Here is a 24,977-nt window from a genome sequence, read left to right on the forward strand (position 1 = left end):
CGACGTACCCAGGTTAGCCCCGGAGGCGCCCTGCGATCACCCCCTGACGGCCCGCTTCCCCTGTTTCGGCAATAAATGTTGGTTCTAGACTGTCGCCATGGACGAGGAACGTTCCGCGAAGGTTTCCGCCGTCGCCGCGCTGGCCGAGCCCACCCGCCGACGGCTCTACGAGCACGTGGTCGGGCAGAGCGATCCGGTCAGCCGTGATGAGGCCGCCACCGCGACCGACGTCCCGCGCGCGACGGTCGCGTTCCACCTCGACAAGCTGGTCGACGAGGGCCTGCTCGACGTCGTCTTCGAGCGGCGGACCGGCCGGAGCGGGCCCGGGGCCGGCCGCCCGTCCAAGCTCTACCGGCGCGCCGAGTGCGACGTCGCGGTGTCGCTGCCCGAGCGCCGGTACGACCTGGTCGGAGGGCTGCTGGCCGGCGCGATGGAGGAGGCGCAGGTCTCCGGCGCGTCCCCGCGGGAGGCGCTGGCCCGCCGGGCCTTCGACCGCGGCCGCGAGCTCGGCCGTGCGGCGCGGGCCGCGGACGACGAGGCCGCCGGGCGGGAGGTGGTTCTCCGGGTCCTGGAGGAGCAGGGCTTCGAGCCACGGCCGGACGACGCCGCCGTCACTCTCGCCAACTGCCCGTTCCACGCGCTGGCGGCCGAGCACACCCAACTCGTCTGCGGCATGAACCTCCAGCTGCTCGACGGCGTGCTGGAGGGTGCCGGCGCCACGGACCTCGCGGCCAGCCTGCATCCCTCGCCGGGCCGGTGCTGCGTCCGACTGGAGCCCGCTGGGCGCGGGTGAGGGAAATGGTTGACAGCCGGCGACCCGCGGGTCTCTACTACTAGTATCCGTTAGTTTTAGAGAGGACGTCAACGATGACCACCCACCTCACCCGCCCGCGCGCACTGTCCGCCGACCCGACGTACCAGGCCTTCCTGCTGCTCCGCACGGTCTTCACCGTGGCGCCCATCGTCTTCGGGTTGGACAAGTTCGCGAACGTCCTCACCGACTGGACGCAGTACCTGGCCCCCTGGATCGACCGCATCGTCCCCGGCACCGCGCAGCAGGACATGTACATCGTGGGCGTCGTCGAGGTGCTCGCCGGCATCCTGGTCGCCGTCGCGCCGCGGATCGGCGCCTGGGTCGTCGCCGCCTGGCTGGTCGGCATCATCGTGAACCTGCTGACGATCCCGGGCTTCTACGACATCGCGCTCCGCGACTTCGGTCTGTTCGTGGCCGCGATCGCCCTCGGCCGCCTGGCCGCCGCCCACAGCTCGCCCCGCACCGGTCGGATCGGGTCGGCCGCGTGACCGCCCTCGACCCGCTGGTCGCCGCGCCGGAGCCGGCGCGGCTGCGGGTGGTGCGCAGCCGGGGCGCGGTGGACCTGCCGGCCGCCGAGCAGGCGGTCGCCGCCCTGCTGCGGGCGCTCGGGCGGGACCCGGACGATCCGCACCTGTCCGACACGCCCCGGCGCGTCGCCGACGCGTACGCGGAGCTGCTCACCCCGCCGCCGTTCGACCTCACCACCTTTCCCAACGACGAGGGCTACAACGAGCTGGTCCTCGCGACCGGCATCCCGGTGCAGTCGCTGTGCGAGCACCACCTCCTGCCGTTCAGCGGGGTCGCCCACATCGGCTACCTGCCCGGCGAGCGGATCCTGGGCCTGTCCAAGCTCGCCCGGGTCCTCGACCTGTTCGCCCGCGACCTGCAGGTGCAGGAGCGGCTCACCCAGCAGGTCGCGGACTGGCTGCAGGACAACCTGGCCCCACGCGGGGTCGGCGTGGTCATCGAGGCCGAGCACCTCTGCATGTCGCTGCGCGGAGTACGGGCCCGCGGGGCTCGCACGACGACATCGGCCCTGCACGGCGTCCTGAGGGAGGACGCTCGCTCACGTCAGGAGTTCTTCGCGCTGTCCGGAATGCGAGGTTGAGCGGGATGGAACCGTTCGTGATCGTCGGTGGGGGGCTGGCCGGCGCAAAGGCCGCCGAGACGTTGCGCGACGAGGGGTTCGACGGTCCCGTCGTCCTCGTGGCCGGCGAGCCGGAGGTGCCCTACGAGCGGCCGCCCCTGTCCAAGGACTATCTGCTCGGAAAGGCCGACCGGGAGAGCCCACGCGTTCACCCGGAGTCCTGGTACGGCGACAAGGACGTCGACCTGCGCACCGGCGTCCGCGCGACCCGGCTGGACGCCGCCGCCCACCGGCTCACGCTCGACACCGGTGAGGAGCTGCCCTACGCCAGGCTGCTGCTGGCCACCGGCTCCTCGGCCCGCCGGATCCCGGTGCCCGGCGCCGACCTCGACGGCGTCCGCTACCTGCGTACGTTCGCCGACTCCGACCGGCTGCTGGCCGACTTCTCCGGCGGCGGCAAGCGCGTGGTCGTCGTGGGCGCCGGGTGGATCGGGCTGGAGGTCGCCGCGGCGGCGCGGCACCACGGCAACGAGGTCACGATCGTCGAGCCGCAGCCCACCCCGCTGCACGCCGTTCTCGGTCCGGAGATGGGGCGCGTGTTCGCCCGGCTGCACCGCGACCAGGGCGTGAACCTGTTCACCGACACCGTCGTCCGCGAGTTCCGGGGCAGCGACGGCCGGGTGGAGTCGGTGGCGACGGATCAGGTCGCCGCGCTCGACGCGGACGTCGTCGTCGTGGGCGTCGGCGCCGCGCCGAACGTGGACCTCGCCGCGGCTGCGGGTCTCGAGGTGGACAACGGCATCGTCACCGACGACGCCCTGCGCACCTCGGCGCCGGACGTGTTCGCGGCCGGTGACGTCGCGTCGTCGTTCCATCCGCTGTACGGCCGGCAGGTGCGGGTGGAGCACTGGGCGAACGCGCTGAACGGTGGACCGGCCGCGGCGAGGTCGATGCTCGGCCAGCAGGTCAGCTACGACCGGGTGCCGTACTTCTTCACCGACCAGTACGACCTGGGCATGGAGTACTCCGGCCTCGGCGGCCCCGGCGACACGGTGGTCACCCGTGGCAAGCCGGAGGACGGCGAGTTCATCGCGTTCTGGCTGCAGGACGGTCGGGTGTCTGCGGGCATGAACGTCAACGTCTGGGACGTCACCGACCCGATCCAGCAGCTGATCCGGTCCCGCCGGCAGGTGCCGGTCGCCGCGCTCACCGACGCCGACACACCGCTGGAGCGCCTGGCCACCTGATCGCGACACGGGCGGCCGAGCCGTGTGCGATTCGCTCGAACGAGGCAGGCTGGGGGTTCCCAGGAGGCTCTGTCACATCCCGGAAACGAGCGGACGCGATCATGGCGAGCATGGACCGACAGCAGGAGTTCGTCCTGCGCACCCTCGAAGAGCGCGACATCCGCTTCGTGCGGCTGTGGTTCACCGACGTCTCGGGCTACTTGAAGGCGGTCGCTGTCGCGCCGGCCGAGATCGAGGCCGCCTTCGCCGAAGGCATCGGCTTCGACGGCTCGGCGATCGAGGGGTTCGCGCGGGTCTACGAGTCCGACATGCTCGCCAAGCCCGACCCCGGCACCTTCCAGGTGATGCCGTCGGCGAAGGGGCAGCCCAGCGACACCGCGCGGATGTTCTGCGACATCACGCTGCCCGACGGCTCGCCGGCGTGGGCCGATCCGCGGCACGTGCTGCGCCGCGCCCTGGCCAAGGCCGCCGACATGGGGTTCACCTTCTACACCCACCCCGAGGTCGAGTTCTTCCTCCTGAAGGACCTCCCGGACGACGGCACGCCGCCCACCCCGGCGGACACCGGCGGCTACTTCGACCTGTCCACGCACAACGTGGCGCACGACTTCCGCCGGGAGGCCGTGTTCGCGCTGGAGGCCATGGGCATCTCGGTGGAGTTCAGCCACCACGAGGTCGCGCCCGGCCAGCAGGAGATCGACCTGCGCTACGCCGACGCGCTGTCGATGGCCGACAACGTGATGACGCTGCGGCACGTCGTCCGCGAGGTGGCCCTGGCGCAGGGCGTGCACGCGACGTTCATGCCGAAGCCCTTCACCGACCTGGCCGGTTCGGCGATGCACACGCACGTCTCGCTGTTCGAGGGCGACCGCAACGCGTTCCACGACGCCGCCGACCCGATGCGGCTGTCGACGACGGGCAAGCAGTTCATCGCCGGCCTGCTGGCCCACGCCCGCGAGTACACCGCCGTCACCAACCAGACGGTGAACTCCTACCGCCGGCTGCTGGCCGGCACCGAGGCCCCGACGGCGGCCACGTGGGGGCGCGCGAACCGCTCGGCGCTGGTGCGGCTGCCGTCGTACAAGCCGAGCAAGGCGCAGTCGGCCCGGGTCGAGGTGCGGTCACCGGACTCCGCCTGCAACCCGTACCTGACCTTCGCCGTCATCCTCGCCGCCGGGCTGCGCGGCATCGAGAAGGGCTACCAGCTGCCGCCGGAGGCCGAGGACGACGTCTGGTCGCTCACCGACACCGAGCGGCGCGCGGCCGGCTACGAGGACCTGCCGGTCTCCCTCGGCGAGGCGCTCACCGCGATGCAGAGCAGCGAGCTGGTCGCCGAGACGCTGGGCGAGCACGTGTTCGAGCACTTCCTGCGCAACAAGTGGGAGGAGTTCAACTCCTACCGGCAGAACGTCACCCCCTTCGAGCTGCGCCGCTACCTCCCCGGCCTCTGAAGCCCGACGTCGACGGCCCAGCTCTCCGGGTGTTGTGCGCGCTCCGGGGGTCCCGCCCGACTCCCGGAGCGTGCAGAACACTCCCGAAGCGGCGGCGGCAGGGTGCCCGGGGCAGCGAACTAGGCTCGGCGGCGTGAACCGGCTGCTCGTCGTCGAGGTCCACGCCAGCGATCCGGTGGCGCGACTGGGGGAGTGGCTGCGCGACGCGGACATGGAGCTCGACGAGCGGCGCCTGGGGGCCGGTGACGAGCTGCCGGCGACGCTGGACGGGTTCGACGGGTTGGTCGTCCTCGGCGGCCCGCAGTCGGCGTTGGACGACGAGGCCACCAGCCCGGAGCTGGTCGGCGTCCGCGAGCTGCTGCGCCAGGCACTGGCCGCCGACTTCCCGACCCTCGCCATCTGCCTGGGCGCGCAGCTGCTGGCCCAGGCCGGCGGCGGCAGCGTGCGCCCCGGCATCGACGGGCCCGAGGTGGGCGCGACGCTGGTCGCGAAGCGGGACGCCGCCGACGCCGACCCGGTCTTCGGTCCGCTGCCGCTCTCGCCCGACGTGCTGCAGTTCCACCACGACGAGATCTCGGAGCTGCCGGCGGGCGCGACGCTGCTGGCCAGCAATCCCTTCTACGCCAACCAGGCGTTCCGCGTCGGCCGGCACGTCTACGGTCTGCAGTTCCACATCGAGACGACGCCCGAGATGGTCCGGCAGTGGGCGGACGAGGACGTCGTCGGCGTGGCGGCCAGCCCGCACGACAAGGAGACGATCTGCCTGCTGTCCGACCGCGCCCACCCCGACGTGGCGGAGGCCTGGGCGCCGTTCGCCGCCCGGTTCGCCGACCTGGTGCGCGGCCGCGCCCGCCAGGTCGCCTGACCGCATGAGCAGCGAGGCCGGGGAGATCCCCCGCAGGGCCGTCGTCCGGCTGGTCCGCTTCGGCTTCGACGACGGCGAGCGGGCCGCCACGCTGCTGTCCGACCCGGCCCTGGGCCTGTGGGACCTCGAGCGCAACGAGCCCGCCGACCCCGAGGCCGGCCCGGTCATCGCCGCCCTCGCCCGGGCGGGTGACCCCGATCTGGCGCTGCGCTCGTTGCACCGCCTGGTCGAGGCGCTCGACCAGTGCGACCCGTCCGGCGAGCAGGCCGCCGCGCTGCTCGCCCACCTGCGCGGGTCGGGGCTGCTGCGCACGAGGCTGCTCGCGGTCCTCGGGGCCAGCTCCGGCCTGGCCGACCATCTCGCCGCCCATCCCGCGGACTGGACGGCGCTGGAGGACGACGGGGAGGGCATCTTCCGCGGCTCGACCGGGCCGTCGGCCGAGGAACTCCAGCGGCAGATGCTCGCCGCCGTCGGCGCCGACCCCGACGACCCGCCGTGGGGCGTCCGGCTGGGCAAGGCGGCGCCGGACTCGTCGCCGGAGCGGGTCGCGGCACTGCGGCTGGCCTACCGGCGGTCGATCCTGTCGCTGGCCGGCCGCGACCTCGGGGAGGGGCTGCCGGCCGAGGCCGTTGCCTCCGAACTCGCCGACATCGCCGCGGCGGTGCTCAGCGCCGGACTCGCGCTCGCCGTCGCCGAACAGCCCGCGTCCGCCGCCGCGTGCCGGCTCGCCGTCATCGCCCTCGGCAAGACCGGCGGCCGGGAGCTCAACTACGTCAGCGACGTCGACGTCGTCTTCGTCGCCGAGCCGGTCGACCCCAGCGACCCCGAGGCGGCTGCCCTCTCCAGCGCCACCCGGGTGGCCGCGGCGCTCATGCGGGTCTGTCGCGAGGCGGCGTGGGAGGTCGACGCGGCGCTGCGGCCGGAGGGCAAGGCCGGGGCCCTGGTGCGGACCCTGGCCGGGCACGTCGCGTACTACGAGCAGTGGGCCAGCACCTGGGAGTTCCAGGCGCTGCTGAAGATGCGGCCGGTGGCCGGCGACCCCGATCTGGGTCGCGGGTACGTCGACGCGCTCTGGCCGATGGTGTGGCGGGCCGGCGACCGGCCGGGCTTCGTGGCCGAGGTGCAGGCGATGCGCCGCCGGGTGGAGGCGAACATCCCGCCCGCGCAGGCCGAGCGGGAGCTCAAGCTGGGCCGCGGGGGTCTGCGCGACGTCGAGTTCGCCGTCCAGTTGCTGCAGATGGTGCACGGCCGGGTCGACTCCTCGCTGCGCGTCGGCGGCACGTTGCCTGCCCTGACCGCGCTCTCGGCCGGTGGCTACGTCGGCCGCGAGGATGCCGCCACGCTGATCGCCTCCTACCGGTTCCTGCGCACGGTCGAGCACCGGCTCCAGCTGCTGCGGCTGCGGCGCACCCACCTGCTGCCGACCGACGACCAGCAGCTGCGCTGGCTGGCCCGGTCGCTGGGCTACAAGCCCGACGCCCGCGGCAGCGCCGTCGACGTCCTGCAGGCCGAGCTCGCCCTGCACACCCGTGAGGTGCGCCGGCTGCACGAGAAGTTGTTCTACCGGCCCCTGCTGTCGGCGGTCGCCCGCGTGCCCGGCGAGCACTCGCAGCTGGGGTCGCAGGCGGCGGGGGACTGGCTGCGCGCCCTCGGGTTCGCCGACCCCGAGGCGGCGCTGCGGCACCTGGGCGCGCTCACCGGCGGCGTGTCCCGGTCGGCGTCGATGCAGAAGTACCTGCTGCCCGTGCTCCTGCAGACCTTCGCGTCCTGCCCCAACCCCGACGCCGGGCTGCTCGCCTACCGGCAGGTCAGCGAGGCGCTCGGCGGCAACCAGTGGTTCCTGCGGCTGCTGCGCGACGAGGGGCAGGTGGCCGAGCGGCTGGCCCAGCTGCTGGGCTCCAGCCAGTTCGTCGCCTCGCTGCTCACCCGCACGCCCGAGGCGCTGCGCCTGCTCGCCGACGACGCCGAGCTGCAGCCGCGCAGCGCGGCGACCCTGGCCGGCGCGTGGCGCCAGGCCGCCGGCCGCGCGCCGGACCCGACCGAGGGCATCCGCGTGCTGCGCGGGCTGCGACGCCAGGAGCTGCTGCGGGTGGCGTCGGCCGACCTGCTCGGACGCCTGGACGTCGTCGCGCTCGGCACCGCGCTGACCGACATCGCGGCGGCCACCCTGCAGGCGGGGCTGGACGTCGCCCTGCGCGCCCACGCCCAGGAGAGCGGCACCGCGGTCGAGGACATCCCGATGGACCTGGCGATCATCGGGATGGGACGGCTCGGCGGCGGGGAGATGGGCTTCGGGTCCGACGCCGACGTGCTCTTCGTGCACCGGCCGAGGGAGGGCGCCGACGAGGCCAAGGCGACCGCGGCCGCGAACGCGGTGGCGCACACGCTGCGCCGGCTGCTGGGCGAACCCGCTCCCGACCCCGCGTTCGAGGTCGACGCCGACCTGCGGCCGGAGGGCCGGCAGGGCGCGCTGGTGCGCAGCCTCTGGGCGTTCCGCGAGTACTACGAGCGCTGGGTCTCCGTCTGGGAGGTGCAGGCGCTGCTGCGGGCCGTGCCGGTGGCCGGCGACGAGGAACTCGGCGCGGACTTCGTCGCCCTGATCGACCCCATCCGGTACCCGCCCGAGGGGCTGACCCAGGAACAGGTGGCGGAGATCCGGCGGATCAAGGCGCGCGTCGAGCGGGAGCGGCTGCCCCGTGGCGCCGACCCGGCCACGCACACGAAGCTCGGCCGCGGCGGCCTGTCCGACGTCGAGTGGACCGTGCAGCTGCTGCAGCTCCAGCATGCGGCCGCGACCCCGGAGCTGCAGCTGGCCTCGACGGTGGACGCGCTGGCGGCGCTCGGCGACGCCGGGTTCCTGGACGCCGACCAGCGGGACGCCCTGCGCAACTCCTGGGAACTGGCCACGCGGGCCCGCAACGCGGTCTTCCTCGTGCGCGGCCGCGCCAGCGACCAGCTGCCGCGCCCCGGCCTGGAACTGGCCGGCGTCGCGCGCGCCTGCGGCTACGGCCCGGACATGGATCCCGGCCAGTTCCTCGACGACTACCGGCGCACCACCCGGCATGCCCGGTCGGTGGTCGAGCACGTGTTCTACGGCCAGACCGAGGCGGGCTGAGCGGTAACCGAAGTCCCTGTCGCGGCGGGGTTGCCGGCGCGATTCTGGCGGGACGCGCTCCCGACCGTCCCGGAGGTCGTCATGCCCGCCGCCCCGTCTCCCGCACTGTCTCCACCCCTCGCCCGGTCCGTCGCCGCGGAGTTCCTGGGTACGGCGTTGCTCGTGACACTGGCCGTCGGCGCGGCGGTCGGAGGCATCGACGCGGTCGGGCCGGTCGGCGTGGCGCTGGCCTTCGGCCTCGTCCTGCTCGCCCTCGCCTACGCGATCGGCCCGATCTCCGGCTGCCACATCAACCCGGCGGTGACGCTCGGCGTGCTGCTCGCCAAGGGCATGACGGCAACGGAGGCGGCCTACTACTGGATTGCCCAACTGGCGGGTGGAATCGCCGGGGCCGCCGTCCTGAAGCTCCTGACCAGCGGTTTCGGCGACGTACGCGACCAGACCGGGACGCTCGGCTCCAACGACTGGGGCGCGCACATCAGCGCCGGTGGGGCGTTCGTCCTGGAGGTGCTGCTCACGTTCGTGTTCGTCGCGGTGATCCTGCTGGTGACCGGCCGCTCCGGGACGCCGGGCTTCGCGGGGCTGGCGATCGGCCTGACCCTCACCGCAGTTCACCTGGTGGGCATCCCGCTCGACGGCACATCGGTGAATCCGGCCCGCTCCCTCGGCCCGGCGCTGTTCGCAGGCGGGGACCCACTCGCGCACGTCTGGCTGTTCCTGCTCGCCCCGCTGGTGGGAGCGGTCCTCGCCGTCGGCGTCGTGCGGGTGCTCACGATCCCGCTCGTGACCGAGCAGGCCGCTCGCGCAGCCGAACCCGCCGGTGACCGGACCGGCGCCGAACTCCCGCAGGAGCAGGAGCCGGCGCAGATCCCGCCGCCGGCGCCCGCGCGGGACGACACCGGAGCGGCGACGACGTCCCGGCGCGCGCCGCGCTGACCCCCGTCCGGGTGCACCGCCGTCCGGCGGGGTGTGCCGGGCGGGCCGGGAGGGCATGGGGAAGGCGTGTCGAGCTCACTGCCGGAACCGGAGCTGCCCGAGGACGTCGACGACCTCCCGCTGGACGGCCCGGGCGCCACCATCACGCCCTACCGGGACGGCCCGCTGATCGTCCGCGGCGATTTCCGGCTGGTCGACTCCGACGGCGCCGAGATCGACCCGGGCCGGCGGACGATCGCGCTGTGCCGGTGCGGGAAGTCGGGCATCAAGCCGTTCTGCGACGGGTCGCACAAGCGCTCGGGCTTCAGCGCCCCGAGCGCCCCCAGCCGGCCTCGGCCCGCCGCGCAGATCCTGCGTGCGGCGAGCCGGGCCGAGGACTGAGCCGACCGGTCATCGGCCGGTGCCGAACGCCCGGGCTGTCTCCGGGTTCTCTTCGGCAGCGAGGAGAGCCGATCCGGCCGTAACAGTGCCGAACTGTTCCGGAAACAGATCGACCGCAAGCGGCCTGCTCATGCCGCCAGCGGCGACGCCGTCCGCATCGCCGGCCGGCCGGCCTCCCACGCCCCGAGCAGGTGCTCGGCGGCGACGCCGTCCATCGCCAGGGAGCAGGCCGCGCCGAACAGGACGTCGGGCAGCAGGTCGGGCTCCTCGGCGACCAGTGAGCCGCACATGTCGACCGAGGCGATCTGCTCGTGCACGGCGTCGGCCTCCACGTGCTCGTCGTAGAACACGGTCACCCGCTCGTCGTAGCCGAGCCGGCGCAGTCCGGCCGAGTAGCGGCGACTGGGCTCCGACGACGTCATCTCGACGCACGCGAGGTGCCCGAGGGCCGCGCCCCGCCAGCGGCGGTGGAGTCCGAACAGCGACATCGTGTTGACCGAGGCGAAGGCGGCCGCCGGGGCCGCGTCCCAGAGGGCGCCGTAGGTCGCGTCCAGGTCGAGGGCCCGCATCAGTCCGGCGAACAGCTCGCTGTGCATGCGCTGCGGGCTGCCCCCGCCGTACTCGTCGGCCTGGATCTCGACCATCGCGGCCTTCGCGCGACCGGAGAGGCGGGGGATCGCGAAGGTGTGCGGATCGCCCTCCTTGAGGTGATAGACCGACCGCAGCGTCAGGTACTCACGCCACTGCTCGAGGGTGCCCTGCTTGGCCATGAACGACGACAGCGAGGGCCCGTCGTCGGCGGCGATGAGCGCGGCCAGCTGGCGGTCGACGGCTTCGTCGGACGCCGGCAGAGGGCCGACGGTCTCGCGGAGCGCGTCGAGGTGATGCTGCTCCAGGCCCGCCCGCAGACGGAGCAGCTCCGGGTCCCACTCCCAGTCCTCGGATACGCCGGCGAAGCCCCGGTAGTGCAGCTCGTAGCAGACCGCGAGGCTGATCTGCACGTCCTCGTCGGTCAGGACGCCGACGCCGCCGTGCACCCGCTCCGCCAGCTCGCCAGGGCTCCGGGACAGCGCGGTCCCGCTGGTCAGGTCGTGGAAGAGGGCCTCGCTCAGAGGGCCCCGGGGGTCGGGCAGAAGCATGCTCCCGCCATGCCCAGCACGCGCTCGTTCGATGCGCTGTCGGGCTGTGATGTCCCTCGTCCGCGGGATTCACGCCGCGGGCACTCAACGTCCGTCGGGCCCGCTGAGTTCCCCGATCAGGTAACGAACCTGAAGCGGAACGGTTGATCCCTGGTTTCGCGGGGAAGGGGACCGGCCCCTACCTACCCCATCAGTCAGGCCATCTCGGAGGCGATCGATGACGACGACCCACGAGGCCCCTGCACCCGGGGCGATCCGCAGCCTCATACCTGCGCGGATCGACCGTCTGCCGTGGTCCCCCTTCCACACCCGCATGGTCGTCGCACTCGGTGTGGCCTGGATCCTCGACGGGCTGGAGATCACCGTCGCGGGCGCCGTCGTCGCCCTGCTGACCAAGTCGGAGACCCTCGGGCTGAGCTCGACCGAGGCCGGGCTGATCGCCACGGTGTACCTGGTCGGCGAGGTCGTCGGCGCGCTGTTCTTCGGCTCGCTGTCGGACAAGCTAGGCCGCAAGAAGCTGTTCATCATCACGCTGGCCGTCTACCTGATCGGCAGCGGACTCACGGCGCTGACCCTGAGCGGGGGAACCGCCTGGGTGATCTTCCTCTACGCCACCCGGTTCATCGCCGGCATGGGCATCGGCGGCGAGTACGCCGCGATCAACTCCGCGATCGACGAACTGATCCCTGCCCGCTTCCGTGGGCGGGTCGACATCATGGTCAACGGCACTTACTGGGCCGGCGCCATCATCGGCACCCTGGGCACCTTCATCTTCCTCAACCAGCTCAGCCCGAACATCGGGTGGCGCGTGGCGTTCCTGCTCGGCCCGGTGCTGGGCCTGGTCATCATCTTCGTCCGCCGGCACCTTCCGGAGAGCCCGCGCTGGCAGGTCATGCACGGCCACGCGGAAGCGGCCGAGGAGACCATCAGCTACATCGAGCACGAGGTGGAGGAGGGCGGCCGCCAGCTGCCGCAGGTGCCCGAGGAGAAGGCGGTCGAGATCAAGCCGGCCGAGAACATCGGCTACTTCGCCCTCGCCCGCTTGCTGTTCAAGGAGTACCCGCAGCGCGCGATCTACGGCGCCACACTGATGATCACGCAGTCGTTCCTCTACAACGCGATCTTCTTCACCTACACCCTGGTCCTGACCCACTTCTACGACGTGGACGCGAAGAAGGCGCCGCTGTTCCTGATCGCCTTCGCCGTCGGCAACCTTTCCGGGCCGTTCGTGCTCGGGCACCTGTTCGACACCGTCGGCCGCAAGAAGATGATCTCCGGCACCTACATCCTGTCCGGGATCCTCCTCGCGATCACGGCGTTCCTGTTCAAGGCCGACGTGCTGACGGCGACGACCCAGACGATCGCCTGGTGCCTGATCTTCTTCTTCGCCTCGGCCGGTGCGAGTTCGGCGTACCTGACGGTGAGCGAGATCTTCCCGCAGGAGGTGCGCGCCAAGGCGATCGCGGTGTTCTTCGCCATCGCGCAGTGCTTCGGTGCCCTCGGCCCCGTCATCTACGGCACGCTGATCGGCACCGGTGAGCACCGCGGCCCGCTGTTCGGCGGTTACCTGCTCGGGGCCGGCGTCATGGTGGTCGGCGGCCTGGTCGCGGCGTTCATCGGGGTCTCGGCCGAGGGCAAGTCCCTCGAGGACGTCGCCACCCCGCTGGCGCTGCGCCGCCCGGGTACCCGTGCCGAGGGTGCCGCGCGGTACAGCATGTAGTCCTCACCGCGCGCAGTCCGCACTGGAGCGCAGCCGCGGCCCACCTCGACACGGGGTGGGCCGCGGCTCGCACGTTTTCCGGGCGGCACCCTTGCCAGCCTCTTCCGCGCACGGTTGTCTCTCGGGAACATCTTCGGAGGACAGCGAGGAGCGCGCGTGGACTTCCTGCAGCCGGCGTCGTGGCAGGAGGCTCTCGACCTGCGGGCCGAGCGCCCCGACGCCGTCCCGATCGCCGGCGGCACCGACGTCATGGTCGACATCAACTTCGACCGCAGCCGGCCGGGTGCGCTGCTCGATCTCGGCCGCGTCGCGGAGCTCCGGGAGTGGGCCACGGACGGCGGTTCGGTCCGGCTGGGCGCGGGCGTGCCCTACGCGCGCATCGTCGGCGACCTGGGCGCGCACCTGCCGGGGCTGGCGATGGCCTCCCGCACGGTCGGGTCCCCGCAGATCCGGATCCGCGGCACGGTGGGCGGCAACCTCGGCTCGGCGTCCCCGGCCGGTGACGCGCACCCGCCGCTGCTGGCGTCGGACGCCGTCGTCGAGGTCGAGTCGGCCGCCCGCGGTGTCCGTCGGATCCCGGCCGCGGAGTTCTACACCGGCGTGAAGCGGAACGCGCTGGAGGCCGACGAGCTCATCGCCGCGGTGCTGATCCCCTCGGCGGCCGGGCCGCAGCAGTTCTCCAAGATCGGCACCCGCAACGCGATGGTCATCGCCGTGTCGGCGTTCGCCTGCGCCCTGCATCCCGACCGGCGGGCCGTCGGCACCGGCATCGGCTCGGCGGCGCCCACGCCGCGCCGCGCGATCGAGGCCGAGGACTTCCTGGCCGGCGAGCTGGACAGCGCCGGCCTCTGGGACTCCCGGGCCGGGCTGCCCGAGACCCTCGCCCGCGCCTTCGGCGAGCGGGTCGCGGCGGCGGCGTCGCCGATCGACGACGTCCGCGGCAGTGCCGCCTACCGCCGGCACTCGCTGGCGGTGATGGCGCGGCGGGCGGTCACCTGGGCCTGGGACGAGTACCAGCACGACCGGAAGGCGGCCTGACATGCGCATCACGACCACGGTCAACGGCACCGTGCAGGAGGTCGACGACGTCTGGCCCGGCGAGAGCCTGCTCTACGTGCTCCGCGAGCGGATGGGCCTGCCCGGCTCGAAGAACGCCTGTGAGCAGGGCGAGTGCGGGTCGTGCACCGTCTACCTGGACGGCGAGCCGGTCTGCTCGTGCCTGGTCGCCGCCGGTCAGGCGATCGGCCGCGAGGTGACCACGGTCGAGGGTCTCGCCGACGGGGAGCGGCTGCACCCGGTGCAGCAGGCGTTCGTCGAGTGCGGCGCCGTGCAGTGCGGCTTCTGCACGCCGGGGCTCGTCGTCGCCGCGCACGACCTGCTGGCGCGGGTGCCCAGCCCGTCCGACCTCGAGATCCGCGAGGCCCTGGCCGGCAACCTGTGCCGCTGCACCGGCTACGAGAAGATCCTGGACGCGGTCCGGCTGGCCGCCCAGCGGCAGGGGCAGGCATGAGCACCGACACGACGACCGTCACGACGACGGCGGCGACGGCGACGCCCGGCCGGATCGGCGACAGCCCGCTGCGCCCCGACGGCACGCTGAAGGTCACCGGTGAGTTCGCCTACGCGAGCGACCTCTGGCACGACGAGATGGCGTGGGGCGTGACCCTGCGCAGCCCGCACCCGCACGCCCGCATCCGCCGCATCGACATCACCGAGGCGATCACCGTTCCGGGTGTGTGGGCGGTGCTGACGGCGGACGACGTGCCGGGGGAGAACGCATTCGGGCTCGAGCACGCCGACCAGCCGGTGCTGGCGTCGGAGTTCGTCCGCTACGAGGGCGAGCCGGTGGCGCTGGTCGCCGCCGACCACCCGGAGACCGCCCGTCGCGCCGCGCAGCGGATCGTCGTCGACTACGAGGTGCTGCCCGCCGTCACCGACCCGCGCCGCGCGATGGACCCCGACGCTCCCGCGGTGCACCGGCCCGGGAACCTGGTGCGGCACCTGAAGCTGCGCCGCGGCGAGGAGAACCCGACCGCCCCGGTGGTCGTCTCCCTCGACTTCGAGGTCGGCATGCAGGACCAGGCCTTCCTCGGGCCGGAGTCCGGCCTCGCCGTCCCGGCGGAGGACGGGGGTGTCGACCTCTACGTCGCCACCCAGTGGCTGCACGTCGACCAGCGCCAGATCTGCCTGGCCCTCGGGATGCCGCCCGAGAAGGTGCGGCTGGTGCTGGCCGGCGTGGGCGGCGCCTTCGGCGGCCGCGAGGACCTGTCGGTGCACATCCACGCCTGCCTGCTGGCCCTGCGCACCGGCAAGCCGGTGAAGATGAGCTACGGCCGCGAGGAGTCGTTCTACGGCCACGTGCACCGCCACCCGGCGACGATGACCTACGAGTTCGGCGCCGAGCGTGACGGCACCCTGGTCTACGCGAAGGCGCGGCTGCTGTTCGACGGCGGCGCGTACGCCTCCTCCACCAGCGCGGTCGTGGGCAACGGAGGCACCCTCGGCCTCGGCCCCTACCGGTTCCCGTCGGTTGCGGTCGACGCCTACGGGGTGTTCACCAACAACCCGCCCTGCGGCGCCATGCGCGGATTCGGCTGCGTGCAGGCCGCGTTCGCGCACGAGGCGCTCATGGACGAGCTCGCCGACACCGTGGGCGTCGACCGGGTCGAGATCCGGCAGCGCAACGGGATGCGCGAGGGCGACCTCAACATCACCGGCCAGGTCATCGACTCCGCGGCCCCGGTCGGCGAGCTGCTGCAGATCGTCGCCGAGCTGCCGCTGCCGCCCGAGCGCGGCGAGGACGCCGACCTCCGGTCGCTGCCCGGGGCGGTCAACAACACCACCCACGGCGAGGGCGTCGTCCGAGGCGTCGGGTACGCCGTCACCTACAAGAACGTCGGTTTCTCCGAGGGCTTCGACGACTACTCGACCGCGCGGGTGCGGCTGGAGATGACCGGCGGGGAGGCGGTGGCGACCGTGCACACCGCCGCGGCCGAGGTCGGCCAGGGTCTGATCACCGTGGAGCAGCAGATCTGCCGCACCGAGCTGGGCGTGCAGCGGGTCGTCGTCCACCCGAAGAACACCGCCGTCGGGTCCGGCGGTTCGACGTCTGCGTCCCGGCAGACCTACGTGACCGGGGGAGCGGTGAAGGCGGCGTGCGAGGCCGTGCGGGCCGCCGTCCTGGAGCGCGCGGCGGTGTTCCTCGGCCGGTGGCCCTCCGACCTCCGGCTGGACGGCGAGAAGATCGTCGGCTCTTCCGGCGAGGTGCTGACCGGGCTCTCCGACGTGCTCGGCGACGACGCGGTCGAGGAGACCGTCGAGTGGCGGCACCGGCCCACCCACGCGATCGACCCGGAGACCGGGCAGGGCGACGCGCACGTGCAGTTCGCCTTCTCCGCGCACCGGGCCGTGGTGGACGTCGACGTGGAGCTCGGCCTGGTGAAGGTCATCGCGCTGGACACGGCGCAGGACGTCGGCAAGGCGATCAACCCCGACGCCGTGATCGGGCAGATCCACGGCGGCTCGGCACAGGGCATGGGCCTGGCGCTGATGGAGGAGATCGTGGTGACCGACGGGCACGTGCGGAACCCGTCGTTCACCGACTACCTGATCCCGACGATCCTCGACATGCCGCCGATGCAGGTGAAGGTGCTCGAGTACGCCGATCCGCACGCGCCCTACGGCGTCCGCGGCGTGGGGGAGCCGCCGACCATCTCCTCCGGTCCGGCCGTCGCCGCGGCGATCCGGGCCGCGACCGGCAAGCCGCTGCGCCGGGTGCCGATCCGCCCGGAGCACATCACCGGCACCTGACACCGGGAGAACTTCCCGGACGGCACGGGAAACGGGCCGTTCCGGGGCGGAGGGGCAGATCGGAGGCTGGGGCTCCCACATCGAACCCCGGAGGTCACCGTGAACACGCGATCCCTGCCAACCCTCCTCGCCGGCATCGGCGCCGCCCTCTGCGTCGCCGAGCTGATCTCCACCGCCCAGCTCTGGGCGCGCGGAGGTCCGAACAGCTATCCCTGGTTCGCCCTGGGTTTCGCCGTGCTGTTCGGGGTGGGCGCGTGGTTGCTGCGGAACGGACGCGCGGTGACCGGTGCGCTCCTCGTGGGAGTCCTCGCGACCTTCGAGGTCGTCGACTACCCGCAGTGGGCCAAGCACGGCGTGCTCGACCTGCTCTTCGACACGGCCATCGCCGTGGTCGCCCTGGCCGGGGTTTGCGTCGCCATCGCGGTGCTGTCGACCCGTCGCTCCGCCCGCTCCCGGGACTCCGTGACGACGCGGAGGTAGACCGGCTCAGCCGCCCGCCCGCTCCGCGAACGCCGAGCGGACGGCGGCCGGGGCTCGGTGGATGCCCAGCAGCGCGGCGAGCAGCATCCGCGCCTGCGACGGGCGGAGCAGCCCGCTCGGGACGGCCCCCGCCGCCAGCAGGTCGACCCCGCCGCCGTCCCCGTAGACGGCTGCGACCGGTCCGGCGGCCACCCGGGTGGAGGTGACCACGACGACTCCGGCGGCCGCGGCCTCGGTGACCGCGGAACAGATCGCCGGGTTGGCGTTCCCCGCGCCGGTCGCTTCCAGGACGATGCCCCGCGCACCCGCGTCCACGCAGGCCCGAAGGGCGGTCCCGTCGGCATCGGGATAGGTGGGGACGACGTCCACCCGCACGCGGGCCGGATCGAACGCGTCCAGATCCAGAGGCGTTCCCCGGCGGGGCTGGGTGACGACGCCGACCTCCGCGTCGTGCACCCAGCCCAGCGGGCCGCCGGCGGGGTTGGTGAACGTGTCGGCCGCGAGCGTGTGCGCCTTGCGCGTCCCCCGGGCCGGGAAGAGCTGGCCGCCGAAGCCGATCAGCACCCCGAGTCCGCGAGTCGCCGGCGCGGCCGCGGCCGTCACGGCGTCGGTCAGGTTGCGCGGCCCGTCGCTGTCGGCAGCATCGGCGGCACGCTGGGCGCCGGTGACGACGACCGGCCGCGGATCGGCGTGGAAGAGGTCGAGGAAGAAGGCGGTCTCCTCGGTCGTGTCGGTGCCGTGCGTGACGACGACGCCGTCCACGCCGTCGGCCAGCTCGGCCGCGACCGCCCGGGCCAGTTCGTGCACCCGGTCCAGCGTCATGCGGAAGCTGCCGACGCGGAACAGGTCGCGCACCCGCAGCTCGACGTCCGTCGGGAGATCGAGCCGGGCCACGAGATCGGCGCCCTCGTCCTGGGCGGTGGCGCCGCCGGATGGGCCGGACCGGCTGGCAATGGTCCCCCCGGTCGCCAGGACGGTCACGAGCGGCACGGGCGGGCTCCTCGGGTCAGCGGACGATCTTGAACTGAAGATACGGAGTGCCCAGCGCGCCCATGAGCCGCAGCCAGACCGGCAACAGCATCTCCGCTGCGCGCGCTGTCGACAGGTCACCGAGGTCGATGACGTCGGTGTGTCCCATGCTCGCGAGCAGGTCGACGACGGTCTTCTTGGCGTCCGGGTCGTCGCCGGAGACGAATGCCGAGTGGTCGCCGCCGCCGACGCGGCCCGGGTCGACCATCAGGGCCGCGGTCATGGTGTTCAGCGACTTGACCACGCGTGCCGCGGGGAAGGCACGCTGGATCTGCTCGGCCAGCGAGTCGGTGTCGGACACGAACAGGCTGGGCGGGAAGCCGCGGGAGAAGTCGAGTGGGTTCGAGATGTCCAGCAGCACCTTGCCGGCCAGGTTGGACTCGCCGGCCAGACCCAGGGCCTCCAGCGAGCCGCTGCCACCCGTGGCGTTGACGATCAGCTCGCCGCCCGCCGCGGCCTCGGCGAACGGCGCGAGGCGGATGCCCGGATGGTCGGCCTGCCAGACCGAGTAGGGCGGATTGCCCATCGCGTCGGGCTCGGTGCGGGCCACCGTCGACCCCGGCTCGCGGGTGCCGACGACGACGTCGTGCCCCAGCTCGGCGAGCTTGCCGGCGACGGTGCGGCCGACGGTCCCGGTGCCCAGCACGGCGATCTTCATGGTCGGTCCCTTCCGGCGGAGTGGCGCGTGTCCACTCTCGCGCAGCACCGGTGAGCAGGGAACCGGCTCGGGGCCGCACCGAAAATGCAACGACAGCGGAGGCGCCCGGCGGCTACCGTTCCCCCGCTCGTGGTCAGCAGCCGGACGGCATCGCCGCCGCGGGTCCTGCACGTCGGTCGCGGGCGTTGCCGGGTGGGCAAGCGTCTGTCGGAACGCGCGGGTTCGATTCCCGTTCGCCGTCCGGTGCGCGGTCACCCCGGTTCCCGCGGTCTGCGGCGCCCGTGCGTCCCCCGCGGGCGCCCGACCGTGCACCGGACGGTCCGCGGGGACGAGGAGAGCGGAGGGTCGTCGTCCCGGCGGGCTTCCGCACCGACTTCGCGACCGTGCCCCGCGTGGTCACCTGGCTGGTCCCGCGGTTCGGCGCCTACTCGCTCGCCGCCGTGCTCCACGACTGGCTCTGCACGGAGGGCATCCGCAGCGGAGCGGTCTCTGCGACGGAGGCCGACGGCCTCTTCAGACGGGTCATGCGGGAGAGCGGTGTCCCGGTGCTGCTGCGCCGGTGGGTGATGTGGGCAGGAGTGCGCTGGGGAGCACTGGCCGACGGACGGCGACGCGCGGGCTGGTGGGGCACCGCGCCCGGGGTGGTGGCGATCTCGGTGGCCGCCGCGCCGGTCGTCGTCCCCCCGGCCGTGGCCATCCTGCCCGGGCTGGCGGTGTACGCCGTGGCGGAGGGTCTCGCGTCCCTGGTCGCGCCGACCGGGCCGGAGGAGCTGGTGTCACCGGTGACCGCACGCTGACGGCCGCGCCCGGACGGGCCGGGACTACTGGCTGCGCATGAGGGTGAACTCGAACTTGCTCTCCACGAAGAAGGTCTGCGACCAGCTGACCGGGCGCCCGTCGGCCAGGTACTGCACCTGGTCGAGGCAGACGTACAGCGGTCGTGGCGGCCGGCGCGGGCCCCACCCGACCTGCTCGTCGTACACCGCGCGGACGTGTGCCACGGCCTGGACCGGCAGCAGACCGAGGGGTTCCATGAACTCGAAGACCGACCCGGTGATGCCCGCCGGGTCGAACCCTGCGGGCAGGACGGCGGCATCGATCAGGTCGTGCTCGAACGCCACCACGTCGTCGTCGGCGAGAAAACTGCGGTCGATGGCGATGACCGGCATCCCCGGCGCGCCGTCGAAGTGCTCGGCCTCCTCGGCGGTCGCCGGGCGCACGTCGCGGGAGCGGTAGACGACCGCGCAGTTGTGTCCCTGCTCGGCGATGATCCGGGTCGTCGAGCGCAACTCCTGCAGCCCGGCCCGGATGCCGCCCCGGTGCGTGGTCACGAAGGTGCCCGCTCCGTGCCGGACCCGCAGCATCCCGCTGTCGACCAGCCGGGCCACCGCGCTGCGCACGGTCGCCCGGCTCACGCCGTACTCGGCGGCCAGATCCTGCTCGGAGGGAAGCCGGTGGCCCGGCTGCCAGTCGCCGGCCGCGACGCGCTGGCGCAGGCGGTCGGCGAGGCGTGCCGGGAGCGGACGCATGTCCCGCAGCGAAGACTCCACACGTCCCCTTCCGCCGGGCCTTGACTGGTGCCGCCCGCACCGAGATAGTCGCAGCTTAGCCGAGGTCAGACGTCAGACGACTTACAGGAGCCCCCATGCCCGGACGCCGCCCCACTTTCCTGTCGGTGCTCTCGGTGGCCGCGGTGAGCATCACCGTGTTGGCCGGCTGCAACGCCAGTTCCAGCGGCGGGGGAGGGGGGAGCAACGCCTCCGGCGGCGGCCCCAGCCTCATCCTCATCACCCCCGAGCCGGTCGGTGTGAACCCGTTCCTGCAGCTCGCGGTCGACGGGGTCAAGAAGGCGGCGAAGGACGCCAACGGGACGGCGCGGGTCTTCGAGAGCCAGGACCCGACCAACATCCAGCAGCAGATGGACGCCGCCGTCGCGGCCAAGCCCGACGTCCTGGCCGTCGTGGGATTCGAGTTCGCCGACGCGGTCGGGGCTGCCGCCGAGGCCAATCCGAAGCAGAAGTTCCTCTTCGTCGACGCCTGCACGACGAAGAGCTTCGACAACGTCACCTGCGCGGTCTTCCGCGAGCACGAAGGGGTCTACCTGGCCGGCGTCGAGGCAGGCCTGCTGACCAAGTCGGGTCAGGTCGGCGCCATCGTCGCCCTCGACACCCCGCAGATCCGCAGGTTCTCCGACCCGTTCGGCGCCGGGGCGCAGTCGGTGAAGCCGGGCGTCGGCTTCACCCCGCTCTACGTCGGCGGGGATTCGCCGTTCAACGACCCGGCGAGGGCCAAGGAGCAGGCGCTCGCGCTCGTCGCCAAGGGGGCGGACTACGTCATGGCGGCGGCCGCCGCGGGCAACCTCGGTGTCTTCGACGCGGCCAAGGACGGCAAGTTCTCGGCCTTCGGCGTGGATGTCAACCAGTGCCCGACCGGCGAGGGGCACGTGGTCGACAACGTCGTCAAGGAGGTCGACGTGGTCACCGCGGACAGCATCGGGAAGATCCTGCACGGCAAGAGCGGCGGGGTCGCCTCCTACGGGCTCAAGGAGAAGGGCGTCACGCTCACCGGCCTCCAGGACGACGTCGCGTCGTCCAAGTGCCTCATCGCCACGCACCCCGACGTCATCGACCAGGTCAAGTCGGTCCGCGACAAGATCGTCGGTGGCGAGGTGAAGGTGGATGACCCCGCCCAGGGCTGACCGGGGTGAGCCCGTCGTGGTGATGTCGGGCATCGTCAAGCGCTTCGGGGACGTCGTCGCCAACGACGGCGCGGATCTCGAGCTGGCCGCCGGCGAGATCCACGCGCTGGTCGGTGAGAACGGGGCCGGCAAGTCCACGCTGATGTCGATCCTGTACGGGCTGCTGGCGCCGGACGAGGGCGAGATCCGGGTGGCCGGCCACCCGGTCCGGTTCCGCTCGCCGGTCGAGGCGGTCGCCGCCGGCATGGGGATGGTGCACCAGGCGTTCCGGCTCTTCCCGTCGATGACCGTGGCGGAGAACGTCGTCTACCGTGCCGAGACCCGCGGTGCCGGCGGCCTGCTCGACCGCAAGGCCGCCGTCCGTGCCGTGCAGGAGCTGTCGGAGCGCTACGGGCTCAAGGTCGATCCCCGGGCACGGGTGCGCACCCTCTCGGTCGGCGTGCTGCAGCGGGTCGAGATCCTCAAGGCGCTCCACCGCGACGCGCAGGTGCTGATCCTCGACGAGCCGACGGCGGTCCTGACCCCCCAGGAGACCCGGCTGCTGTTCGACGTGCTGCGCGGGCTGCGCGACGCCGGCCGCACGGTGGTCATCGTCACGCACAAGCTCGGTGAGGTGCTGGAGCTCAGCGACAACGTCACGGTGCTGCGTGACGGCCGCACGGTGGCACGCCTGGTCACGGCGGACACCGACGGAGCCGAGATCGCCCGCCACATGACCGGCCGGGCCGTCGACCTCGAGGGCCGGTACGTCCCGGGAGCGCCGGCCGACACCGTGCTGCGCGTCGACGGACTGACCGTCGGACCGCCGACCGGCCGGCCCGTGGTCGACGACGTCTCCCTCACCGTGCGGGCCGGCGAGATCGTCGGCATCGCTGGCGTCGCCGGGAACGGGCAGGTGGAGCTGCTCGAGTCGATCGCCGGCCTCCGCCCGGCCCGCTCGGGCTCGGTCAGGGTGCGCGACACCCCGGTCGACGGCCTGCCGGCGGGCCGCTGCCGTGAGGCGGGGATCGCCTACATCCCCGAGGACCGCGCTGCGACCGGCTCCGCGGTGGCGGCCTCGGTCTCGGACAACCTGGCCATCGGCTTCCACCGGCGTCCACCGCTCCGGCGCGGCTGGCGGCTGGACGGCGGCGCGGTCCGGGCCCACGCGCGCCGGATCATCGAGCACTTCGAGATCAAGGTGAGCAGCCCGTCGGTCGCGGCCGGCACCCTGTCCGGCGGCAATCTGCAGAAGCTCGTGGTCGGCCGGGAGATGGCGCACGACGCACCGCTGCTCCTCGTCGACCAGCCCACCCGTGGGGTCGACATCGGAGCGATCGAGAACATCCACGCCCGGCTGCGCGCCTACCGGGACGCGGGGCACGCCGTGCTGCTGGCGTCCGCCGAGCTGAGCGAGCTCATGGCCCTGTCCGACCGGCTTCTGGTCATGTTCGGCGGCCGGGTCGTGGCGGAGTTGCCCAGGTCGGAGGCGACGGAGGAGAAGGTGGGACTGGCGATGGCGGGGCTGACGACGGCCGCGGGAGCCAAGCGGGCGGGGACGTGACGACGACCGAGCGGCCCGCGGTCGCCCCGATCGACCGGCTCCGCGGCTCTCTGCGTTCGCCGATCCTGCTCTCGGTTCTCGGCGCGCTGCTGATCGGCTCGCTCATGCTCCTGGGCGCCGGCGGTAACCCCATCACTGCCTACGCCGCGATGTTCGAGGGTGCCTTCGGATCGACCCAGTGGCGCAACACCCTCATCGTCGCCGTCCCCGTGGTGGGCATGGCGCTGGCTGTCGCCGTCCCGCTGCGGGCGGGGGTCGTGAACCTGGGCGGCGAGGGGCAGATCGTGCTCGGCGGCATCACCGCCGCGATCGTCGCCGCGACCGTTCGTCTGCCGATGCCCCTCTCCCTGATCGTCGCGCTGGCCGCGGGTGCGCTCGCCGGTGGACTCCTCGGCGCCGTCCCCGCCGTCCTGGAGAACCGCTTCGGCGTCCCGCTGCTGGTGAGCTCCCTGCTGCTGTCCTATCCGGTGGTCTCCTTCGCCTCCTACGTCGTCCGGTTCCCGCTGCGTGACCCGGGTACCGGCCTCCCGCAGAGCCGCGTGTTCGACGAGGCCTACCGGATGCCGGTGCTCGCCGGGATCGGGCTCTCCGCGGTGGTCCTCGTCGTCGTGATCGTCCTGGTGATGCAGGTCGACTCGCGCACCCCCTTCGGCTACGAGGTGCGGCTGACCGGGCACAACCGCCGGTTCACCGAGTACGCCGGCGTCGGCGTGCCCCGCATGGTGACCCGGCTGATGGCCACCGGGGGCGGCATCGCCGGCCTGATCGGCGCGATGGTGGTGACGTCGGTGCCCTACCGCTTCATCGACGGCGCCCTCGTGGTGCCCGCCTACACCTGGACCGGGCTGCTGGCCGCCCTGCTCGCCCGCGCCAACCCGCTCGGCACGGTGGCTGCCGGAGTGTTCTTCGCCGCCCTGCAGGTCGGCGGCTTCGGCATGGAGCGCGAGACCGAGGTGCCGCGCGAGCTCAGCTCGATCCTGCAGGCGACCGTCATCGTCATCCTCGCCGCCGCGGTGGCGGCCACCTCGCGGCGGGCCCGCACGCGGAAGGACACGGCATGAGCGTGCTGGGCCAGCTGGTCGACGCCTCGATCGTCCCGTCCATCCTGCGTGCGCTCACACCCGTGCTGCTCGCCGCGCTCGGCGGAGCCATCTGCGCGAGAGCCGGCGTCTTCAACGTCGGGCTCGAAGGATTCATGCTCGTGGGTGCGTTCGCCGCGGTGGCGGGCAGCTGGTTCACCGGCTCCGCCTGGGTGGGCGTCCTCGCCGGCATGCTCGCCGGCCTCGGCTTCGCGGCCCTGCTCGCCATCGCATCGGTCCGATACGGCGGCGACGAGATCATCGTCGGCATCGCGCTGAACCTGCTCGCTGTCGGGCTGACCGCCTTCCTGCTGCGCACGGTGTTCGGCCGCCAGGGCACCTTCACCGACCCTGCCCTGAAAGGTCTGGGCACGTTCGCCGGACAGACGCCGCTGACCTATCTCGCGTGGCTGCTCGTCCCCGTGCTCGCGGTCTTCCTCCGGCGGCACGTCTGGGGCTTCCGCCTGCAGGGCGTCGGCGAGGCGCCCGAGGCCGCGCGGAGCCTGGGGGTCGACGTCACGAAGTACCGCTACGGCGCCGTCCTGGCCAGCGGGCTGCTCTGCGGACTCGGTGGCGCGCAGCTCTCCCTGGGCAACGTGGTGCTGTTCTCGCAGGACATGACCGCCGGACGTGGCTGGGTCGCGGTGGTGGCCGTGCTGCTCGCCCAGGCGGCACCGTTCGGCGTGCTGCTCGCTGCCCTCCTGTTCGCGGCGGCGGAGGCGTTCGGCTTCCGGCTGCAGGGCGTCGGCCTCCCGTCGCAGCTGTCGTCGGCCACGCCGTACGTGCTGACCCTGATCGCGCTCATCGTGGCCAGCGTGCGCAGTCGCCGGGCCCTCCGCCGCGGGCCCAGCGAGCTCGCGTCGTCCGACGACCGGCCCCCGGTGGCCGATCCGGCCGCCAGCACCCACGTGTCCGCGGAGTGAGC

The 24,977-nt window shown here is 73.0% G+C and carries 23 protein-coding genes; 19 read left to right on the plus strand and 4 right to left on the minus strand.

Going from position 1 to position 24,977, the window contains the following annotated elements:
• The first annotated feature begins 97 nt into the window (after positions 1-97).
• The 9 genes from AC2H4J_RS15875 to AC2H4J_RS15915 all read left to right on the plus strand — a co-directional run bounded on the left by AC2H4J_RS15875 (position 98) and on the right by AC2H4J_RS15915 (position 9,896).
• On the plus strand, positions 98-793 hold the full coding sequence (locus AC2H4J_RS15875) for a helix-turn-helix transcriptional regulator (protein WP_487465845.1): 696 nt from the start codon (positions 98-100) through the stop codon (positions 791-793).
• 74 nt (positions 794-867) lie between these two features.
• Positions 868-1,302 carry a hypothetical protein gene (locus AC2H4J_RS15880; RefSeq protein ID WP_487465846.1) on the plus strand — a complete coding sequence of 145 codons (435 nt, stop codon included), beginning with the start codon at positions 868-870 and terminating at the stop codon, positions 1,300-1,302.
• Positions 1,299-1,922 carry a GTP cyclohydrolase I FolE gene (gene folE, locus AC2H4J_RS15885; RefSeq protein ID WP_487465847.1) on the plus strand — a complete coding sequence of 208 codons (624 nt, stop codon included), beginning with the start codon at positions 1,299-1,301 and terminating at the stop codon, positions 1,920-1,922. The genes AC2H4J_RS15880 and folE overlap by 4 nt, the downstream gene beginning before the upstream one ends.
• Positions 1,923-1,927: 5 nt before the next feature.
• The gene (locus tag AC2H4J_RS15890; protein ID WP_487465848.1) at positions 1,928-3,148 is read left to right on the plus strand and encodes an NAD(P)/FAD-dependent oxidoreductase; all 1,221 of its coding nucleotides are present in this window, start codon (positions 1,928-1,930) and stop codon (positions 3,146-3,148) included.
• A 110-nt stretch (positions 3,149-3,258) separates the two neighbouring features.
• A complete protein-coding gene (glnA, locus tag AC2H4J_RS15895; protein WP_487465849.1) occupies positions 3,259-4,599 on the plus strand; it encodes a type I glutamate--ammonia ligase in 1,341 nt (446 codons plus the stop codon).
• A gap of 133 nt (positions 4,600-4,732) precedes the next feature.
• The gene (locus AC2H4J_RS15900) at positions 4,733-5,464 is read left to right on the plus strand and encodes a type 1 glutamine amidotransferase (protein ID WP_487465850.1); all 732 of its coding nucleotides are present in this window, start codon (positions 4,733-4,735) and stop codon (positions 5,462-5,464) included.
• Positions 5,465-5,468: 4 nt separating this feature from the next.
• Complete coding sequence (locus tag AC2H4J_RS15905) at positions 5,469-8,579, plus strand: bifunctional [glutamine synthetase] adenylyltransferase/[glutamine synthetase]-adenylyl-L-tyrosine phosphorylase (RefSeq protein WP_487465851.1); 3,111 nt, start codon at positions 5,469-5,471, stop codon at positions 8,577-8,579.
• Positions 8,580-8,660: 81 nt separating this feature from the next.
• A complete protein-coding gene (locus AC2H4J_RS15910; RefSeq protein WP_487465852.1) occupies positions 8,661-9,515 on the plus strand; it encodes an MIP/aquaporin family protein in 855 nt (284 codons plus the stop codon).
• Between the two features lie 66 nt (positions 9,516-9,581).
• A complete protein-coding gene (locus AC2H4J_RS15915) occupies positions 9,582-9,896 on the plus strand; it encodes a CDGSH iron-sulfur domain-containing protein (RefSeq protein WP_487465853.1) in 315 nt (104 codons plus the stop codon).
• Between the two features lie 128 nt (positions 9,897-10,024).
• On the opposite strand, the gene AC2H4J_RS15920 is transcribed toward AC2H4J_RS15915, so the two are convergent.
• The gene (locus AC2H4J_RS15920) at positions 10,025-11,035 is read right to left on the minus strand and encodes an iron-containing redox enzyme family protein (RefSeq protein ID WP_487465854.1); all 1,011 of its coding nucleotides are present in this window, start codon (positions 11,033-11,035) and stop codon (positions 10,025-10,027) included.
• Positions 11,036-11,252: 217 nt separating this feature from the next.
• Between AC2H4J_RS15920 and AC2H4J_RS15925 the strand changes: the two genes are divergently transcribed.
• The 5 genes from AC2H4J_RS15925 to AC2H4J_RS15945 all read left to right on the plus strand — a co-directional run bounded on the left by AC2H4J_RS15925 (position 11,253) and on the right by AC2H4J_RS15945 (position 17,045).
• The gene (locus AC2H4J_RS15925) at positions 11,253-12,755 is read left to right on the plus strand and encodes an MFS transporter (RefSeq protein WP_487465855.1); all 1,503 of its coding nucleotides are present in this window, start codon (positions 11,253-11,255) and stop codon (positions 12,753-12,755) included.
• Between the two features lie 156 nt (positions 12,756-12,911).
• Positions 12,912-13,793 carry an FAD binding domain-containing protein gene (locus AC2H4J_RS15930; protein ID WP_487465856.1) on the plus strand — a complete coding sequence of 294 codons (882 nt, stop codon included), beginning with the start codon at positions 12,912-12,914 and terminating at the stop codon, positions 13,791-13,793.
• Between the two features lies 1 nt (position 13,794).
• Positions 13,795-14,265 carry a (2Fe-2S)-binding protein gene (locus AC2H4J_RS15935; RefSeq protein ID WP_487465857.1) on the plus strand — a complete coding sequence of 157 codons (471 nt, stop codon included), beginning with the start codon at positions 13,795-13,797 and terminating at the stop codon, positions 14,263-14,265.
• The gene (gene pucD, locus AC2H4J_RS15940; RefSeq protein WP_487465858.1) at positions 14,262-16,565 is read left to right on the plus strand and encodes a xanthine dehydrogenase subunit D; all 2,304 of its coding nucleotides are present in this window, start codon (positions 14,262-14,264) and stop codon (positions 16,563-16,565) included. Before AC2H4J_RS15935 ends, pucD begins: the two co-directional genes overlap by 4 nt.
• Positions 16,566-16,664: 99 nt before the next feature.
• The gene (locus AC2H4J_RS15945; protein WP_487465859.1) at positions 16,665-17,045 is read left to right on the plus strand and encodes a hypothetical protein; all 381 of its coding nucleotides are present in this window, start codon (positions 16,665-16,667) and stop codon (positions 17,043-17,045) included.
• Between the two features lie 6 nt (positions 17,046-17,051).
• Here AC2H4J_RS15945 and AC2H4J_RS15950 read toward each other — a convergent pair whose 3' ends face one another.
• A complete protein-coding gene (locus tag AC2H4J_RS15950; RefSeq protein ID WP_487465860.1) occupies positions 17,052-18,035 on the minus strand; it encodes an asparaginase in 984 nt (327 codons plus the stop codon).
• Positions 18,036-18,051: 16 nt separating this feature from the next.
• A complete protein-coding gene (locus AC2H4J_RS15955) occupies positions 18,052-18,732 on the minus strand; it encodes an NADPH-dependent F420 reductase (protein ID WP_487465861.1) in 681 nt (226 codons plus the stop codon).
• A gap of 281 nt (positions 18,733-19,013) precedes the next feature.
• Here AC2H4J_RS15955 and AC2H4J_RS15960 point away from each other — a divergent pair, with 281 nt between their 5' ends.
• Positions 19,014-19,529 (plus strand): DUF1353 domain-containing protein, encoded by a 516-nt coding sequence (locus tag AC2H4J_RS15960; RefSeq protein WP_487465862.1) that lies wholly within the window; start codon positions 19,014-19,016, stop codon positions 19,527-19,529.
• Positions 19,530-19,553: 24 nt separating this feature from the next.
• On the opposite strand, the gene AC2H4J_RS15965 is transcribed toward AC2H4J_RS15960, so the two are convergent.
• Positions 19,554-20,261 (minus strand): GntR family transcriptional regulator, encoded by a 708-nt coding sequence (locus AC2H4J_RS15965; RefSeq protein WP_487465863.1) that lies wholly within the window; start codon positions 20,259-20,261, stop codon positions 19,554-19,556.
• Between the two features lie 116 nt (positions 20,262-20,377).
• On the opposite strand from AC2H4J_RS15965, the gene AC2H4J_RS15970 reads away from it, so the two are divergent.
• From AC2H4J_RS15970 to AC2H4J_RS15985, 4 genes are read left to right on the plus strand one after another with little or no spacing between them, the layout of a single operon-like run.
• Positions 20,378-21,430 (plus strand): BMP family ABC transporter substrate-binding protein, encoded by a 1,053-nt coding sequence (locus tag AC2H4J_RS15970; protein WP_487465864.1) that lies wholly within the window; start codon positions 20,378-20,380, stop codon positions 21,428-21,430.
• Positions 21,411-22,973: an ABC transporter ATP-binding protein gene (locus tag AC2H4J_RS15975; protein WP_487465865.1), complete on the plus strand. Its 1,563-nt coding sequence runs from the start codon at positions 21,411-21,413 to the stop codon at positions 22,971-22,973. Before AC2H4J_RS15970 ends, AC2H4J_RS15975 begins: the two co-directional genes overlap by 20 nt.
• Entirely contained in the window at positions 22,970-24,034 is a 1,065-nt protein-coding gene (locus AC2H4J_RS15980) for an ABC transporter permease (protein ID WP_487465866.1), read from the plus strand. The genes AC2H4J_RS15975 and AC2H4J_RS15980 overlap by 4 nt, the downstream gene beginning before the upstream one ends.
• Positions 24,031-24,975 (plus strand): ABC transporter permease, encoded by a 945-nt coding sequence (locus AC2H4J_RS15985; RefSeq protein ID WP_487465867.1) that lies wholly within the window; start codon positions 24,031-24,033, stop codon positions 24,973-24,975. Before AC2H4J_RS15980 ends, AC2H4J_RS15985 begins: the two co-directional genes overlap by 4 nt.
• The last annotated feature ends 2 nt before the right edge of the window (positions 24,976-24,977 follow it).

The organism is Blastococcus sp. OS1-29, from assembly GCF_057628075.1.